Genomic DNA, 14,642 nt, shown 5'->3' with positions numbered 1-14,642 from the left:
TTTCCTGTACAGACCCTGCTCTATGCCTCTGTTCTTGCTTTTCTCAACTGAACTCAAAAATTCAGTCTTTCATTCTGAAGCACTGCCCCAGGGCGAATAAAATTTGAGTAAATCCCGCGCTTTATGCTAAGATCAGGCCAATCTGTGGCGGGAGGAATAATAATATGCATTTGGTGATTCGTCAAAGTTCTCCAGGTCAGGTTCACTTGGAATTGCACGGCGGTATTGATCAGCATGATGTGGATATTTTTCTGCATGAATGTCTCGCACTTTTGCAGGCCGGTTGGCGAAACTTCAGTGTTGATTTTTCGTCTTGCCTGCGTTTTGATGAGAGCCTCTTGAAGGTTTTCCGCCCTTTGCAGGAGCAAGGCGCTGTATGGCATTTTATTGCGCCCCAGCCCAAATTGTTTCATCATCTTCAGCAATTGCGTTTTGAGGTTTCTTTGCATGATCTGGTCAGTTCTGCAGAAAAAACAGGTTCAAATCTTATAATGCCTTTCTGATCATATGGGCTTGTATGCTACAATGCATTCCGATCTGTGCCGTGCTGTGGCACAATGAAAGTTATTGATGAAAATGACATCTTATCCAAATTTGGATCCACATTCTTGAAAGGCAGGATAACTACGGCCATAACGAAAAACAACAGCAGCCCCAATAGCAATAAAGGTTTGCCTGTAAATGAGCAGATTTACGCCAAAGAAGTACGTCTGATCTCAGAAACAGGTGAAGTCCTGGGTGTAATGCCCACCAGTGAAGCACTTCGGCAAGCCCGCGATAACGGATTCGACTTGGTCATGGTTACCAATGCCTCCAGTCCACCAGTATGTAAACTGCTGGACTACGGTCGACACCGCTATGAGATGGACAAACGTTCGAAAGATGCCCGTAAGAAACAACACTCGGCAGCTTTAAAAGAGATTACCCTGAGTTATAAGATCGGTGAACACGATTATCAGGTTCGACTCAAGCGATTGACTCAGTTTCTTGAAGGTGGCCACAAGGTCAAAATGACAGTGCGTCTTCGTGGGCGTGAGGCACAGCACGCTGATCTGGCTATCCAGTTGCTGCTTCGTTTTGCAACAGATACCGAAAATCTGTCTGCCTTTGAGCGGGAACCCAAACTGGAGGGTCAGCGTATCATTATGATCCTGAACCCGAAGAAGGACGTCATTAAGAAGGAGAAAAAGGTCAATGAAAGTAAAGATGAAGACTAAGCGCGCAGCAGCCAAGCGTTTCCGTCTTACCGCTTCTGGCAAGCTGATGCGCCGCAAAGCCTTTAAAGCTCATATTCTCACCAAGAAGAGCTCAAAGCGTAAGCGCGGACTGTCAGCCTACGCCCCTGTTGACAGCACGGATATGGAACGCGCCACACTGGCTTTGCCCTATCCCAAGTATTTGCGCTGAATTTATAAGGAGTTATTGAACCATGCGTGTTAAAGGTGGTATTGTGACCCGCAGACGTCACAAGAAAATTCTCAAGTTGGCCAAAGGCCACCGCGGAAGTCTGCATACTCTGTTCCGTCCCGCCAAGGAATCCGTTCTCAAGGCAATGAAATATGCGACGATGCACCGTCGTACCAAGAAGCGTGATTTCCGTCGGCTTTGGATTGCGCGTATTAACGCAGCTGTGCGTGCTGAAGGTATCCGCTATAACGCGTTTATCAACGGCTTGCAAAAAGCGGGTATTGCACTCAATCGCAAAATGTTGTCTGAAATGGCAATTCATGATCCCCAGGCTTTTAAAACCCTGGTGGATAAGGTGAAAGCTCAATCCAGCAGCGCCGCATAGAGCCTTTTTTAAAAGACCCGATTCAGGTCGAAGCCAAAGCTATTGGCTTCGACCTTGTTGGCGTTTGTAGCCCTGAACCTGTGCCCCATTTGGATTTTTACGCCGAGTGGCTGGCTTCGGGTTATGCGGGTGAAATGCATTATCTGGAGCGTCATGCTCCGCTCAAAGCTGATTTAAAAAGCCTGTTGCCGGAGGTGCGTTCAGTGGTTGTGGTGGCCTGCAATTACTACAGCGAAGCAGAGCCTAACTCAGATTTTCAAGTGGCCCGCTATGCGCGTGGGGATGATTACCACGGCCTGATGAAAGCCATGCTTGAGCGTTTTGCCGAGGCCTTGCGCACCCATTATCCAGCGCTTGAAGCCCGTGCCTTTGTGGACTCGGGCCCTCTTTTAGAGCGTGAACTGGCAGTTAGAGCGGGTTTGGGCTGGTTTGGAAAAAACACCTGTTTGATTGCCCCAGGCCAGGGCTCCTGGTTTTTATTGGGCGCTTTATTGACCAATCTGCCCCTGCCTTTCAGTGCCCCCTTTGAAACTTTGCATTGTGGTTCCTGTACCCGTTGTTTGGATATTTGTCCCACAGAAGCTCTGCTGGCTCCCCATACCCTGGATGCCCGGCGATGTATTGCCTATCTGACGATTGAAACCCGTGAAGAGATTCCGCTTGAATTGCGGGAAGGGATCGGCGGACATGTTTTTGGCTGCGATCTCTGCCAGGAAGTCTGTCCCTGGAATCAGCGCTTTGCGCAGCCAACTCCCCATCAGGCTTTCTCGGCCCGCCCCTGGACGTCTGAAAAAAGTCTGGCGGAACTTTTATTGTTGAGCCCGCGTGAGTTTGAATTGGAGATTGCGCCCCGCAGCCCGATCAAGCGCCCCAAATACCGTGGCTTTATTCGCAATTTGGCGGTGGTTGCTGGCAACAGTGGTCAAACGGCGCTCATCCCTGTTTTAAAAACTGGTCTCGAACGGCATGGCCAAGATCCGATGTTGGTCAGTCATTTCAACTGGGCTTTGGAGCGCTTACAAAATTGAATCTCAAAAACTTATTGAGTCAGGAGTACAGGAGGAATAAATGAATTTTCATTTTCTATTAAAAGCAGCCTGGGTGGTTCTTCTCTTTTCTACTTTTGCTTGTCAAACGCCTGTTCAGTCAGATCCCAAGCCTGTGCTGGGGGGAGCTGAACCGCTCAGTTTGATGACGGGTCTTTTGGCTGGAAATGGTCAGTATGGCTATTTGGATGGACAGGGCGATGCTGCTCGTTTTTACAATCCGTCTTCACTTGCGCTTTTGCCGGATGGCAATTTACTGGCCCTGGATCGCTACAATCACCGCATTCGCAAAATTAGCCCCGAAGGAGGGGTCTCCACCTACTGGGGAGCCGGTGAGCGGGGCAATCGCGATGGAGATGCTGCCACCGGGCGTTTGAATCAGCCGATTGCACTGCTGGCTTTGGCAGATGGGGCTGTGGTCATTGCTGATGCTCAAAACCACAGCATACGGAAGCTTTCTCCTGATGGCCAGCTTTCGACACTGGCGGGAACCGGTTCGGATGGGTATCAGGAGGGAATGACTCTTCAGGCCGAATTTAATTGGCCTGCGGATCTGGCTGCGGATTCAGCGGGCAATCTGTATATCGCCGATCGATACAACCATGCCATTCGTCGCCTCAGTCCGCAGGGAGAAGTCAAAACCCTGGCAGGCAATGGTGAAGCAGGGTCTGAAGATGGGACAGGCAAAAAAGCAGCCTTCAATGAACCGATGGGAATTGTCATGGGCCCAGATCAGGCACTTTATGTTTCAGACTCTCAAAACAATCTCATTCGCCGTGTGACTCTTCAGGGAGAGGTTACGACCTATGCGGGCAGTGGTTTGCCCGGTTCGCGTGATGATATTGCCAGCAAAGCCGAGTTTCGCACGCCAGCAGGACTTGATTTTGATAAGCAGGGCAATCTCTACGTGGCCGATCGTCTCAACCACCGCATTCGCGTGATTACGCCTGAAAAAGACGTGCGTTCTTTGGGGGGCAATGGCAAACCCGGTCTGACCAATGGGGTGGGCGAAAATGCTGCTTTCAGTTATCCCTTTGATCTGGTCGTTGGCCAAGAGGGGCAGCTTTATGTGGCAGACTACAGCAACCATGCTCTGCGGGTACTCAGGCCGCAAATGGCAAAATAAAGTGTTTAAGCTTCGTTAAAATCAGTTTCGGGGGAGCTGGGGCTGTTTGAAAAAATGGCGGTAGAGGGCCAGAATCAAAACGGCTCCGACCAGAGAACCGAGAAAACCAGCACCCTGCCCAGGCTGATAAATATTCAGCATTTTTCCCAAAACTGTTGCGAATAGGGAACCGCCAATGCCTACCAGCATGGTTTTGCCCAGTCTCATGGAGCCTGCAGGCATCAAGAAGCGTGCCAAAGCGCCGACGATTAAACCAATCAACAGGGTTCCCAGCAGTTTCAGGGTCAGGCCCACCACCATCAAGGTGATCAGCCCCATGGCCAAGACAGCTATCAAGAGAATCAAAACCTGCACTGAGAGATCTCCTTACGAGGATGGTGTTTCCGCCTATTATAGCAAGGGGAAGGCTTTAATAGACAATCTGCATCAGCATCGAGCCGGGGGAAGTGCCTGTCAGACGCTGATACATTTGCACAGCCTGGGCCTCTGCCATGCTGGCGATTAAATCAATCACAATCCGGGTACGTTCGTCGCTGTCTTCTGTATTTTCAAGGCGTTCCCGATAGGCGAAAGGAAAAATATCCCAGTCCCCCCGGCGGTTGGAACCCGCTGCTTCGTGAAAGACATTGAAGAGAGTTTCGATGATATGTACCTGTCCTTTTTTCTGCGCGGTCAGAGCGGGTCTGCGCATGACATAGTGCCAGGTCAGTTCCTTGAGCATTTTCACCTCGTGCAGGGCATCTTCCGAAATCTGAATCAGATTGCCTGCGTTTTGCTCTGGGTCGCAGATTTTGATGGCGTTGATATAGCGGCTGACGTGTAACGAGGTAAAATGGCGCAAGAGGGCTTTCTGGGCATGTGAACCCTCATAGGGCTGCTGAATGCCTGAGAGTTGCGAAATAATATGCACAAAGGACTGTTTCAGGTTTTCCCGACTTTCTTCACTGCTGAATTCGGCCTGCATGCCCTCGTTGTCCCAGCGTTTGAAAATGGCCTGCAAAAGCAGATCGGTTTCGGAGCCTCGCAAGACTTCCCAGCGATTGTTTTTGCCTTTGCGCAGCGAACCGACCAGCCGATCCAGGGGAATCAGGTTGGCCCGGTAGAAATCCTCCACATCGTGAATAGAATAGGCGATATCATCAGCCCAGTCCATCAGTTCTGCTTCCAATGACTTGGCTGGGCTGTTTTCAAAGCCCTGGCGAGCAAAGTCAAAATCGATCTGTTCGGTAAAATAGGCTCCCCATTTTTTTGTGGAGCGCAGGCCAATCTGCCCGTAAAGCCAGGGATATTTGAGAATGGCGTTGAGACTGGCCCGGCTGAGATTTAAACCACAGAAATGTTCTTTGCGAATCGCCAGTTTGGTGACAATTCGAAAGGATTGGGCATTGCCTTCAAAACCATCTTTGAGCCCCACACCTTGGGCCAATTGGTTGAGTTTGCGTTCGGCAATATGTCCAAAGGGAGGATGTCCCAAATCATGTGCCAGGGCGGCGGTTTCTGCTACATTGGGGTCGAGACCACCCAATTTGCTGAGGGTTTCCTGATCGGTTTGCATCAGTTTCAGCGCCAGGGCGCGTGCGATTTGGGCCACTTTTAAACTGTGGGTCAGGCGGTTGTGAAAAATATGCCCCTCTTGTACAGAGACGACCTGGGTGACCCCCGCCAGGCGGCGAAAGGCAGAGCAGAACAGGATTCTGTCTCTGTCTTTTTGTGAGGGTTCGCGGTAATCGCGATCAGGATCCGAACGTTGAAGGTCTTCAGGATGGCGGCGATCGTATCTTGGCATGCTGGCTCTCTAGGGGTATTTCTTTTTCAGACTGGCGAGGCTCTCTGTGCTGAGGGTGATTTCCTCGACATGACTGGGGGTATAGTAATCATATTTGAGGATCAGGGTGCCCCAGGGGCGGGTATAAAAGGCGTAGTAAAAATAGTAGCCCAAACTTTCATCCGCAACTTCACGGGCCTGGTATTGGGATGCCCCCAGGGCCTCTTCGACCTGATCTGCGCTGGCCCCCAGCAGATCTTTGGAGAGACTGCCATTGAAGCCGGGCTCCAACATGCTGGAGACGGTAATACTCTGACCCGGCGTAAAAAAGAAGCCCGCGGCTTCAAAATACAGGCTGACCGTGTTTTCGTATTTGCTTTCTTTGGCCGGGCAGGGAAAGGCTTTTCTGACGGTTGCCAGTGTCGCCTTGACACTGATGCCGTTGAGGGTGCCTTTGTCGAGATCCAGCTTCATTTTTTCACAGGGGCCCGCCAAGGCCGGGGTGCTTGCGAGCAGCAGCAAGAGAGTAGAGAGCAGCAAACTGTGCATATTCAGATATTCCTTATGGTAGAGCTGATGCTTCCAGTATACAATTGCGCACTTCTTTCTCCTGTGACCTGCGACCTGCTTTCGGCAGCGTGACCTACTGGCCGATGGTTTCTTGCTGATTGCGTAGTATAATGATTATGCAATTATTTTCATATAATTTATCTGCAAGCTTGATTTTCGTGAAGATCCGACGAGGAGAAGCCGTTGAGATGTCCCTGCCCCACGCGATTCTGGCGATACTGACTCAAAAAGAGGCTACGGGTTATGATTTGGCCCAAAATTTCAGCCAAAGTATTGGCCATTTTTGGCAAGCCAGCCACCAGCAAATTTACCGTGAACTCTCCAAAATGGAGGCCCAGGGATGGGTTTCGTTTGCGGTCGTGCCGCAAAAGGGCAAGCCTGATAAAAAGCGCTATGCCCTGACTCTCGCCGGGCAGGACGAATTGAAAAACTGGTTGGAAGAGCCTGCCCGTGTGACGCCGATTCGTGAAACCCTTTTGATCAAACTCTTTGCGGGCACTTTGACTTCGCCCGAAGTCTTGGTTTCACAGCTTGAAACCCATCTCGAGCTGCACCGTGAAAAACTGGCCGCTTACCAAAGCTTGGAAAATGAATATTTTCAAGGCGAGCTTTCTTTTGCTGCAGGTCTGCAGTATTGGTCGCTCAAGCGGGGCCTGAGCTATGAGCTTGCCTCCTTGGAATGGTGTGAGCAGGTTTTGGCTTGGTTGAACAAGCACGCTTCAAAAGCAGACTAAGGGGCCTGCTTGGTTTTTAATACCCACTGACGCAAGGAAACCAAATGACCCCATAAGGCCAGGGGCACCAAAAAACAGGGGAGCCAGATAAAGGGGAAACTGGCGACAAATGTATTGGCGGGTGGGTTGGTGAAGACCTGAAAAGCAGTGGGCATTGAAAGCACTGAGACGATCACAATATTGAGCAAGAGCCCGATACCGCCCAGATTCCAGACCAAGAGAAGTTGCGTTTCTAAATCTGGTTTTTTGGACCACAGCCAAACGAGCAAGGGAGCTGTTAAACCTGTGAGAATGTCCCAATTGCGCCCTTCGAAGGTCATTTGTTGTGGGCAGATCCCAGCTAAAAACAAGCACCAGAGAAAAATTTCTACGCCGATGCGAAAGGTTTGAAATCCTATCAACCACTGACCGGGAATTTTGAGCAAGAGAGGTTCTAGCTTGGGGTGAAAAGCCAGAATCAAGCTGGCGATCAGGGCGGGCATCACCACGCTAAAAATGCGAGGTGGGGTATTTGAAAAGTCTTGAAAAAAGCCCCCCCAGGCCAGGAGCGCTGTGAAGCAAAGCCATGTACTGAGCCCGAGGGCTGTCCAGATTCTGGCTTTTGTGGAAAGAGAGCTTTCTTGAAGCGCCCAGAGAATGAGACCCAGTAAGCTTAAACAGAGTCCAATGCATAAACCGGTAGCCAAATGTAAAAATAAAGCGGACATGTGCAAAGCCTTTCTTGTGGGGGTGATTTTAATCTTCTGGACTTAGCCTAACATGTGCCAGAAAGGCGAGGAATGGCAAAAATTGCGAAATTTTTGCACTAGAATTGGTTGCGATATTGGCTGGGGTAAAGGCCCCATTGGCGGTAGAATAAGCGGCTGAAGCTTGAAGGGTCGTCGAAACCCATTGAAAAGGCGATATCTTGAACACTGAGTTTTGTACAGCGTAGAAGTTGAGCTGATTTCTCAATGCGCAATTGTAATTGGTATTGGTAGGGGGTACACCCATAGGCTGCTCTGAAAAGGCGTAAAAAATGGTATTTGGAAAGACAGGCGATTTGAGCCAGATGATCGAGCGAATGCCTTTGTTTTGTGTCTGAATAGAGGCAATCTCTGGCTTGATTTAAGCGTTTGTGGAGTTCTTCACGGGTTGTTTTGCGTAAGGCGGGTAAACGGCTGATCTCGGCTTGAATTTCCTTTTGCTCTTGAAGCAGATAGAGTATCAGATGCATTAAATGCGCCTCAAGAGCTTCCCCTTCTCGTTGACGGGCTGTTTCGATCCAGGCTGAAAAAGCGCTTGTTTTGCGATTGAGACGGTTGGGAAAAATAAACAGCTTTTCGACACGTGCTTGGGGCTCATCCAATAAATGACTGTGAGACAGACGCAAGCTGGCCTGAACTTCTTCCATAAAGGTATTGCCAAGATGCAGATTAAAGGTTTCTACCGTTTCGGGCGCATCAATTTCAAGGCTGTAATACTGGCCTGTATTGCTGATCAAAAACGTATCTTCAGGCAGGGTGATACGGGTGCCTTCCAGGGTGCAATGGCTGATACCCTTGCGGTTCATAAAGATAGAAAAGGGGCCTCGGATATCAGGGCGATAGATCTGTTTTGTTTGAGCGTTCAGAATTAAAGAGGGCCAACAGTCTCCAGGCTTCTGATTTAAATCATTGGCTCTGGCCTTGAGCTCATGCAGCAGGGGAAATGTTTTACGCAAGAAAGGCGGGAGTTGGGATACGTTTGTTTCACTTACAGAAACCGCTACCGTTTTTTTGAACTTCCTGGACATTGCAGACTTTCCTTGCGCAAGGTTGTTTTTTTATTTTCAACAGGAATGGAGAGGAAGGATCTGGTTCTTTAATAAAAATTAACAATTCAGTTACAAGTTAACGAAAGCTTAACCACTATTTTGCCTATATATAAAACTAAGACGTCCATCAAGAAGGTCAGAGCCGGTGCCAAGTATACAAACCATCCACAATACAGGGCTTCAAATCAAGGGGTATAACCCCTATGAGAAGGCTGTTTTCTCGCGTGGTCAGGCTGCCCCTCCCCAAACAGTACAACCCGCTCAGCCTGCCCCAGCCCCAGCCCGAGGCGCTTTTCAAACCTTCAGTACAACCGATACCTATCAGCAGAGCTTTGGCTCTCCCAATGACTATACGACGACAATAACAGCCCAAAACGTAAGCTATCGCCTGATGGAAGGCAATCTCAATATCCGTGTTCCCTATGCCCAACTCGATTTAATTGATCGTACACCTGAAAATCCCCTGCATTTAGAGGGACTTGATTTCAATCTGCACATGAAGGGCGCTCAGCTGAAGGTTTCCGATGTAGATGTTTCACTCACTGCAGACTATTTTCTGAAATCCCGCCCTGATCTTCCCGTTAAAGATGTGCGGGTCTCTTTTCAGCCCAATAATGGCATCAAAGTTGAGGGAAAAGTCAGTAAATTCGGCATTCGCCTGCCCTTTGAGGTCAATGGCACCTTTCAGGCCACCACGACGGGTGAACTTCAGTATGATCTGGGCAAGGTTAAAGTGGTGGGAATGCCTGTCAATGGCTTGATGAAGACCTTCGGTGTCAGCCTCGACAGCCTGCTCAAATTGCGTGATCCTGACAAGGGCTATTATACCCATGGCAATTCAGTGACGGTGAATATCAGCAAAATTACTGAAAAACCAGGCATTCGCGCGATCTTGCAGGATGCCCGTACCCATGTGGGAGATCTGGAACTGACTTTTGCAGATACCCCTGAAGCAGCTAGCCAGGTACAGAAAACCGCCCAAATCAAAGTGCCCAATTATCTTCAGTTGAGTGGCGGCCATTTTTACTATGATGGTTATTTTGTCAAAGACGGCAAAGTGCGGATGGAAGACAAAACCCCCGATACACCGCTGCAAATGGAAAAAACGGGTGAAACCATTATGAACCTGCGCAAGGGCTTTGTGGCTGTAACCGACCCCCGTTTTGCCGGTATGATTGAGGGCAAACTGGGCCCTGATTCTTCTTTGAAACATCCTCAAACCCAGTTAAAAGAAAAAGCGGCAGAATTGAAAGGCGATATGTACGGTTTTATTCCGCTCAAACTCGATCTGCAGTTTGACAAAACCGATAAGGGCGATTTGATGTTTACGCCTAAAAATCCCAAGGCCTTTGGTTTTATCCCCTTGCCCGAGGGGTTTGTCGGCAAGCAGGTTCAGAAAATGGTGGCAGGCGGTATTCCCTACGGCAATGGCGTCGCGATTCCTGATCTGGGAGATACCTATCTGGGCAAACTCAGTCATGTGTCTCATCAGAATGGTTTTCTGATTCTCAAAGCCGATAACGAGCCCTGAGCTGAAAGATGACGGCTGCGCCTGTCAAGATTGCCTATTTCTCAGACATTCTCTGTATTTGGGCCTATATCCATGAAGTGCGCATGCGTGCTTTGCTTCATCATTTTGCCGAACAGGTTACAATCAGCTACCATTTCATGCCTTTGTTTGCCTCAGCGCATCACAAGATTCAGACCGGCTGGGCTGATCGAGGCGGCTTTCAGGGCTATGGAGCCCATGTCTACAATACTGCCCAGCGTTACGAACATATTCATGTGGACTCACGTGTCTGGGCGGAAGTGGCTCCCCGCAGTTCGGCCAGTGTTCACAATTTTATCAAGGCCTTGCAATTGCTTGAGCAGGCGGGTGAAATTTCCGCTGAGCGTCAGGCGGCTTATAAGCACCGAACGCCTGTCGAAGAGGCGATTTGGCGTTTGCGCCTTGCTTTTTTTCATGATGCGCGGGATATCTCGCTGCGGGATACCCAGCTTGAAATTGCCGATTCTTTGGGTTTCTCAGGTGAAAAGATTATGGCTTTGATTCATTCAGGTGAATCTTTGGCTTCGTTTTTTCTGGATTTGCAGCTCAAAGATGAAATGCGCGTTCAGGGCAGCCCCACATTGGTTTTGAATCAGGGTCGTCAGATCTTGTATGGCAATGTGGGCTATCGCGTTTTGGAAGCAAATATTCAGGAGTTACTGACAGAATCCGGTGAGCAGGCCAGTTGGTGTTAGGGCTACTTTCCCATCGGGTTGCTTTCGGGGTAAACTGCAAACAGTGCCAGACATTGCTTTCGGCACGCCGTCGCTTGTAAACAGAACAAATCTCGCCAGCAAAACAGCAGAAATATAAACATGACAGATAAAGATATTATCAACCGCTTTAAAGCCAGTTACGCCTTTGATTTGGACCCTTTTCAGATCGAAGCAGCCCAGCATTTGTTGGATGGACGTTCTGTGCTGGTGACAGCGCCAACGGGTTCGGGCAAGACGATTGTGGCTGAATTCGCGATATTTGATGCCCTGGATCGGCGCTTGCAGGTGATTTATACCACGCCTCTCAAAGCCTTGAGCAATCAGAAATACCGCGATCTGCTGGAAGTCTATCCAGAAGAGCGGGTTGGGCTGGTGACGGGAGACCTCTCGATCAATCCGGGGGCTGATGTAGTGGTGATGACCACCGAGATCCTTCGCAATATTCTCTATCAAAACCCTCAGCGCCTGGATTCTGTACTCTATATCGTGGTTGATGAATGCCACTATATGAACGATGTAGATCGGGGCACGGTTTGGGAAGAAATTATTATTCATGCCCCCTCGCATGTTTTGCTGGTTGCACTTTCGGCGACCATTGCCAATGCCGATGAATTATCGAATTGGATTTCTTCGATTCACAATCCCATGCGGGTGGTTGAACACCTGGAGCGCTCGGTGCCTTTGACGCATTTTTATTATGCTGAAGATAAATTGATTCCTGTGCTGAATAGCAAAGGGGAGATCAATGCCAAGCTTGAACGTTTGGCTGCCAAACAAAAACAATTGAAGCAAGAGATCAATAAAAACCGTCGCAAGGGTATTAAAAAAGCAGTGATGCCCGTGATTTCAGATGCCCAGGTCGGGCGTGAATTGGGCAAGCAGCAGATGCTGCCAGCGATTTATTTTATTTTCAGTCGCCGTAATTGTGATGAGGCTTTGAATACCTGTCTCGATGAAAAAATGGCTTTGACCTCACCTGAAGAAAAGCAATGGGTTGAAATTGAAATCAAAAAACTGTTGGATGAACACCCCAGTCTGAAAGAAACAGGATCATCAACTGAAAATTTGCTTTTGGCGCTTCCCTATGGCATTGCTGCACACCATGCCGGATTGGTGCCTGTTTTGCGCCACTTGGTCGAACTGCTTTTTCAGCGCAACCTCGTTAAACTGGTTTTTGCCACTGAAACCCTGGCGGCAGGCATCAATATGCCTGCACGTACTACGGTGATCAGCAGTCTTTCCAAGCGTACCGATGTGGGACATCGGGGTCTGACGGTCAATGAATTTACCCAAATGACAGGTCGGGCTGGGCGACGTGGCAAAGACAAAGAAGGCTATTGTGTGATTCTCAACAGTCTGCACCAGTCCCCTTATCAGGCCTGTGAATTGATTGAAGGGGATTTTGACCCGATCGACAGTCATTTCAGCCTGTCTTACAATATGGTGTTGAATCTCTTACGCCATGGAGAACGCAAAGAAGTGCGTAAAATTCTTCAGCGCAGTTTTGGTCAGTATCTCAGCAATAAAGAGGCGATCAATCTCAGTCTGCAACTTGAAAAAAAGAAACAGACCCTGGAGCAAATCAAACCCACGGCCGAAACCAAAAGCTATGTCCGCCATTTGCGTTCGCAAATCCGCTCAATTCAAAAGCAGATGAAAGTTCAACAGGAAATTTATCTGCGCGAATTTGATGCCCTGACCCGTGTTTTGCAATATTTCGGACGTTTGAAGCCCAATAGCAGCCAACGTTGGGAGTTAACTTCCCTGGGTGAAATGACCAGCCATATCCGTGCTCAGAATGATCTCTTGATCTCATTGGTGCTTGAAAATCTTGAAATTGAGGTTTTGACCCCAGTGGACCTGGCGGTTATTCTTTCCACCCTGGTATATGAGCCCCGGCGCTATATGAAACACGATTTGACTCCCTGTTCCCGCACTGCAAAAAAAGTGTTTAAAGACTTGCTCTATATCGCCGATGATCTGCGCTATATTCAAGAGGTTGAAAATATTCATCTGCCGATTACGGTTGAATTTGATTTTGCGCCCTTGGTGGCGCTTTGGGCCAATGGCAGCCGTTGGTCTTCGCTGTTTAAATTTACAGAAATGACCGATGGGGATGTGGTGCGTTCCATGCGCCAGTTGATTGATCTTCTGCGCCAATTGGAAACCGTTCCACACATGCCGCCTGAGTTTCATGCCAAAATTCGCGAAGCACTTCCCTTGGTTGATCGCGATTTGATCAAACTGATTTACTAGAACGGTTTGATTCCCCATTAAAATATGCTAAGTTGGGTGCATAGTTTAGATTGAAAGGGCTTTTCACATGGCAAACCCCCAAGATATTCAGTTGGCAAATCCGCTGGCCAGTGATTTGAATGTTCAAGCCGAATTGGTGAGCATGTACCGTGTCAGAGGCGATAAACATTACGCCATTGTCGATTTTGGCTATGCACCGCCCTTGATGCCCGAAGAGGCTGAAGAGCTGAGTTCTCATCCCGCGCAGGTACATACCCGTCTCGCGATTCCCTATGAATTGGTGGACCAGTTGATTCACACTCTGGCAGTGACTCAGGAAGCTGCCCGTAAGTTTCATGCCGGAGCCAGTCAAGAGCCCAAGCCCCCAAGTTCGCTCTTTCGCAAAACATCCCCTGAAAAATAAGCTTTAAAATCTTTTCAATCAAAAAGCCCTGGTCTCAGACCAGGGCTTTTTGATTGGGTTTTGTGCTTAATCGTCGAGCCAGGCACCCAAGGCGGAGAGGCCGGTTGCTACGGCTCCCAGACCAATGCTGACAGGGGTTGAAATCAAAGTGCCAGCACCTGTGACAGCGCCAGCGCCATTGACCACTGCGGTGGTACCATCAACAGTTGCAGCCAGGGCGAAAGCAATGGATGCGCCCACATTGCCTCTTTCTGCGGCATGCATACTGTGTTGAACCCCTTTATAGGCCAAATAACCGGCAGCCACAGCTCCGACGCCAGGAGCCGCTACAGAGGCAACACGGCCCAGACTGTGAACCGCGACTTCTTCAGCGCCATGTACCACGGCTTCTTCGGCGGCATGGGCAACTGCATGTTCAGCGGCATGGGTAGCCGCATGTTCGGCTGCGCGTTCAGCAGCATGGGTAGCCGCATGCTCAGCAACGTGGTGAATTCCGTGTTCAGCGGCATGGTGAGCGGCATTGACTCCCACATCATGGGCCACCGTGCCCACTACCGTGGGGGCTTCATGCCTGCCGGCATGGGATTGGGGGTGTTCAGTATGGGGTTGAGCCTGTTCTGTCGGGTGCTCTGTTTGGGAAGGAGTGGTTTGCGGAAAAAAACTACAAATTTGGGGCTCATGCTTAGATTTTGCAGTCAGCGCAGTGGGGCTGACAGGTTCTTGGCAAAGCAGAGGAGAGGGCTGGCTTTGGGGGGGGTGAGATGGGTTGGGAGCGGGTGTTTGGTTGGGTTTTGCACTCAGCAAAGGGGCTGGCGTATAATTTAACTGATTCGGCGTTCCGATTCTACCCATAGGATCTTGGTTCCTTGTCTTCAAAATATCATTCTGAT

The 14,642-nt window shown here is 49.4% G+C and carries 17 protein-coding genes; 11 read left to right on the top strand and 6 right to left on the bottom strand.

Translation table 11 applies throughout. From position 1 onward, the window contains the following. Nucleotides 1-164: 164 nt before the first annotated feature. Genes COW20_08685 through COW20_08660 form a run of 6 tightly spaced genes read left to right on the top strand, consistent with a single transcriptional unit; the run spans nucleotide 165 to nucleotide 3,964 of the window. Nucleotides 165-503: a hypothetical protein gene (locus COW20_08685; protein ID PIW48663.1), complete on the top strand. Its 339-nt coding sequence runs from the start codon at nucleotides 165-167 to the stop codon at nucleotides 501-503. Nucleotides 504-557: 54 nt separating this feature from the next. Continuing rightward, complete coding sequence (locus tag COW20_08680; protein ID PIW48662.1) at nucleotides 558-1,217, top strand: translation initiation factor IF-3; 660 nt, start codon at nucleotides 558-560, stop codon at nucleotides 1,215-1,217. Next, nucleotides 1,195-1,407 carry a 50S ribosomal protein L35 gene (rpmI, locus tag COW20_08675; GenBank protein PIW48661.1) on the top strand — a complete coding sequence of 71 codons (213 nt, stop codon included), beginning with the start codon at nucleotides 1,195-1,197 and terminating at the stop codon, nucleotides 1,405-1,407. Before COW20_08680 ends, rpmI begins: the two co-directional genes overlap by 23 nt. Nucleotides 1,408-1,429: 22 nt before the next feature. Next, the gene (locus tag COW20_08670; protein ID PIW48660.1) at nucleotides 1,430-1,792 is read left to right on the top strand and encodes a 50S ribosomal protein L20; all 363 of its coding nucleotides are present in this window, start codon (nucleotides 1,430-1,432) and stop codon (nucleotides 1,790-1,792) included. Further along, nucleotides 1,774-2,820, top strand: coding sequence for a tRNA epoxyqueuosine(34) reductase QueG (queG, locus tag COW20_08665; GenBank protein PIW48659.1), 1,047 nt, complete (start codon nucleotides 1,774-1,776; stop codon nucleotides 2,818-2,820). The genes COW20_08670 and queG overlap by 19 nt, the downstream gene beginning before the upstream one ends. 40 nt (nucleotides 2,821-2,860) lie before the next feature. Beyond that, nucleotides 2,861-3,964 carry a hypothetical protein gene (locus COW20_08660; GenBank protein ID PIW48665.1) on the top strand — a complete coding sequence of 368 codons (1,104 nt, stop codon included), beginning with the start codon at nucleotides 2,861-2,863 and terminating at the stop codon, nucleotides 3,962-3,964. A 21-nt stretch (nucleotides 3,965-3,985) separates the two neighbouring features. Here the strand turns inward: COW20_08660 and COW20_08655 are convergent, their stop codons facing one another. The 3 genes from COW20_08655 to COW20_08645 all read right to left on the bottom strand — a co-directional run bounded on the left by COW20_08655 (nucleotide 3,986) and on the right by COW20_08645 (nucleotide 6,278). Further along, nucleotides 3,986-4,246, bottom strand: coding sequence for a GlsB/YeaQ/YmgE family stress response membrane protein (locus COW20_08655; protein ID PIW48664.1), 261 nt, complete (start codon nucleotides 4,244-4,246; stop codon nucleotides 3,986-3,988). 127 nt (nucleotides 4,247-4,373) lie between these two features. After that, nucleotides 4,374-5,750, bottom strand: coding sequence for a deoxyguanosinetriphosphate triphosphohydrolase (locus COW20_08650; protein PIW48658.1), 1,377 nt, complete (start codon nucleotides 5,748-5,750; stop codon nucleotides 4,374-4,376). Between the two features lie 9 nt (nucleotides 5,751-5,759). Beyond that, on the bottom strand, nucleotides 5,760-6,278 hold the full coding sequence (locus COW20_08645) for a hypothetical protein (protein ID PIW48657.1): 519 nt from the start codon (nucleotides 6,276-6,278) through the stop codon (nucleotides 5,760-5,762). A gap of 131 nt (nucleotides 6,279-6,409) precedes the next feature. Here COW20_08645 and COW20_08640 point away from each other — a divergent pair, with 131 nt between their 5' ends. Beyond that, nucleotides 6,410-7,033 carry a PadR family transcriptional regulator gene (locus COW20_08640; GenBank protein PIW48656.1) on the top strand — a complete coding sequence of 208 codons (624 nt, stop codon included), beginning with the start codon at nucleotides 6,410-6,412 and terminating at the stop codon, nucleotides 7,031-7,033. On the opposite strand, the gene COW20_08635 is transcribed toward COW20_08640, so the two are convergent. Next, the gene (locus COW20_08635) at nucleotides 7,030-7,740 is read right to left on the bottom strand and encodes a hypothetical protein (GenBank protein PIW48655.1); all 711 of its coding nucleotides are present in this window, start codon (nucleotides 7,738-7,740) and stop codon (nucleotides 7,030-7,032) included. The two genes, COW20_08640 and COW20_08635, sit on opposite strands and share 4 nt — an antisense overlap. Nucleotides 7,741-7,838: 98 nt before the next feature. Continuing rightward, nucleotides 7,839-8,807 (bottom strand): hypothetical protein, encoded by a 969-nt coding sequence (locus tag COW20_08630; GenBank protein PIW48654.1) that lies wholly within the window; start codon nucleotides 8,805-8,807, stop codon nucleotides 7,839-7,841. Between the two features lie 166 nt (nucleotides 8,808-8,973). On the opposite strand from COW20_08630, the gene COW20_08625 reads away from it, so the two are divergent. From COW20_08625 to COW20_08610, 4 genes are all read left to right on the top strand, one after another. Then, the gene (locus tag COW20_08625; GenBank protein PIW48653.1) at nucleotides 8,974-10,359 is read left to right on the top strand and encodes a hypothetical protein; all 1,386 of its coding nucleotides are present in this window, start codon (nucleotides 8,974-8,976) and stop codon (nucleotides 10,357-10,359) included. 8 nt (nucleotides 10,360-10,367) lie between these two features. After that, nucleotides 10,368-11,072 carry a disulfide bond formation protein DsbA gene (locus COW20_08620; protein ID PIW48652.1) on the top strand — a complete coding sequence of 235 codons (705 nt, stop codon included), beginning with the start codon at nucleotides 10,368-10,370 and terminating at the stop codon, nucleotides 11,070-11,072. A 120-nt stretch (nucleotides 11,073-11,192) separates the two neighbouring features. Further along, entirely contained in the window at nucleotides 11,193-13,349 is a 2,157-nt protein-coding gene (locus COW20_08615) for a hypothetical protein (GenBank protein PIW48651.1), read from the top strand. A 67-nt stretch (nucleotides 13,350-13,416) separates the two neighbouring features. Then, nucleotides 13,417-13,752, top strand: a complete 336-nt coding sequence (locus COW20_08610) for a hypothetical protein (GenBank protein PIW48650.1) — start codon at nucleotides 13,417-13,419, stop codon at nucleotides 13,750-13,752. Between the two features lie 66 nt (nucleotides 13,753-13,818). Here COW20_08610 and COW20_08605 read toward each other — a convergent pair whose 3' ends face one another. Then, a complete protein-coding gene (locus COW20_08605) occupies nucleotides 13,819-14,604 on the bottom strand; it encodes a hypothetical protein (protein ID PIW48649.1) in 786 nt (261 codons plus the stop codon). Between the last annotated feature and the right edge of the window lie 38 nt (nucleotides 14,605-14,642).

This window comes from bacterium (Candidatus Blackallbacteria) CG13_big_fil_rev_8_21_14_2_50_49_14 (genome assembly GCA_002783405.1).
Lineage (GTDB): Bacteria > Cyanobacteriota > Sericytochromatia > UBA7694 > UBA7694.
The sequence above is the reverse complement of the archived record's forward strand: the minus strand, read 5'-3'. Positions and strand labels throughout refer to the sequence as shown.

Excerpts from the sequence above, each read along its gene's own strand:
- COW20_08685 (PIW48663.1), top strand. The coding sequence starts at position 165 with ATGCATTTGGTGATTCGTCAAAGTTCTCCAGGTCAGGTTCACTTGGAA.
- COW20_08680 (PIW48662.1), top strand. The coding sequence starts at position 558 with ATGAAAGTTATTGATGAAAATGACATCTTATCCAAATTTGGATCCACA.
- rpmI (PIW48661.1), top strand. The coding sequence starts at position 1,195 with ATGAAAGTAAAGATGAAGACTAAGCGCGCAGCAGCCAAGCGTTTCCGT.
- COW20_08670 (PIW48660.1), top strand. The coding sequence starts at position 1,430 with ATGCGTGTTAAAGGTGGTATTGTGACCCGCAGACGTCACAAGAAAATT.
- COW20_08660 (PIW48665.1), top strand. The coding sequence starts at position 2,861 with ATGAATTTTCATTTTCTATTAAAAGCAGCCTGGGTGGTTCTTCTCTTT.
- COW20_08650 (PIW48658.1), bottom strand. The coding sequence starts at position 5,750 with ATGCCAAGATACGATCGCCGCCATCCTGAAGACCTTCAACGTTCGGAT.
- COW20_08645 (PIW48657.1), bottom strand. The coding sequence starts at position 6,278 with ATGCACAGTTTGCTGCTCTCTACTCTCTTGCTGCTGCTCGCAAGCACC.
- COW20_08640 (PIW48656.1), top strand. The coding sequence starts at position 6,410 with ATGATTATGCAATTATTTTCATATAATTTATCTGCAAGCTTGATTTTC.
- COW20_08635 (PIW48655.1), bottom strand. The coding sequence starts at position 7,740 with ATGTCCGCTTTATTTTTACATTTGGCTACCGGTTTATGCATTGGACTC.
- COW20_08630 (PIW48654.1), bottom strand. The coding sequence starts at position 8,807 with ATGTCCAGGAAGTTCAAAAAAACGGTAGCGGTTTCTGTAAGTGAAACA.
- COW20_08620 (PIW48652.1), top strand. The coding sequence starts at position 10,368 with ATGACGGCTGCGCCTGTCAAGATTGCCTATTTCTCAGACATTCTCTGT.
- COW20_08615 (PIW48651.1), top strand. The coding sequence starts at position 11,193 with ATGACAGATAAAGATATTATCAACCGCTTTAAAGCCAGTTACGCCTTT.
- COW20_08610 (PIW48650.1), top strand. The coding sequence starts at position 13,417 with ATGGCAAACCCCCAAGATATTCAGTTGGCAAATCCGCTGGCCAGTGAT.
- COW20_08605 (PIW48649.1), bottom strand. The coding sequence starts at position 14,604 with ATGGGTAGAATCGGAACGCCGAATCAGTTAAATTATACGCCAGCCCCT.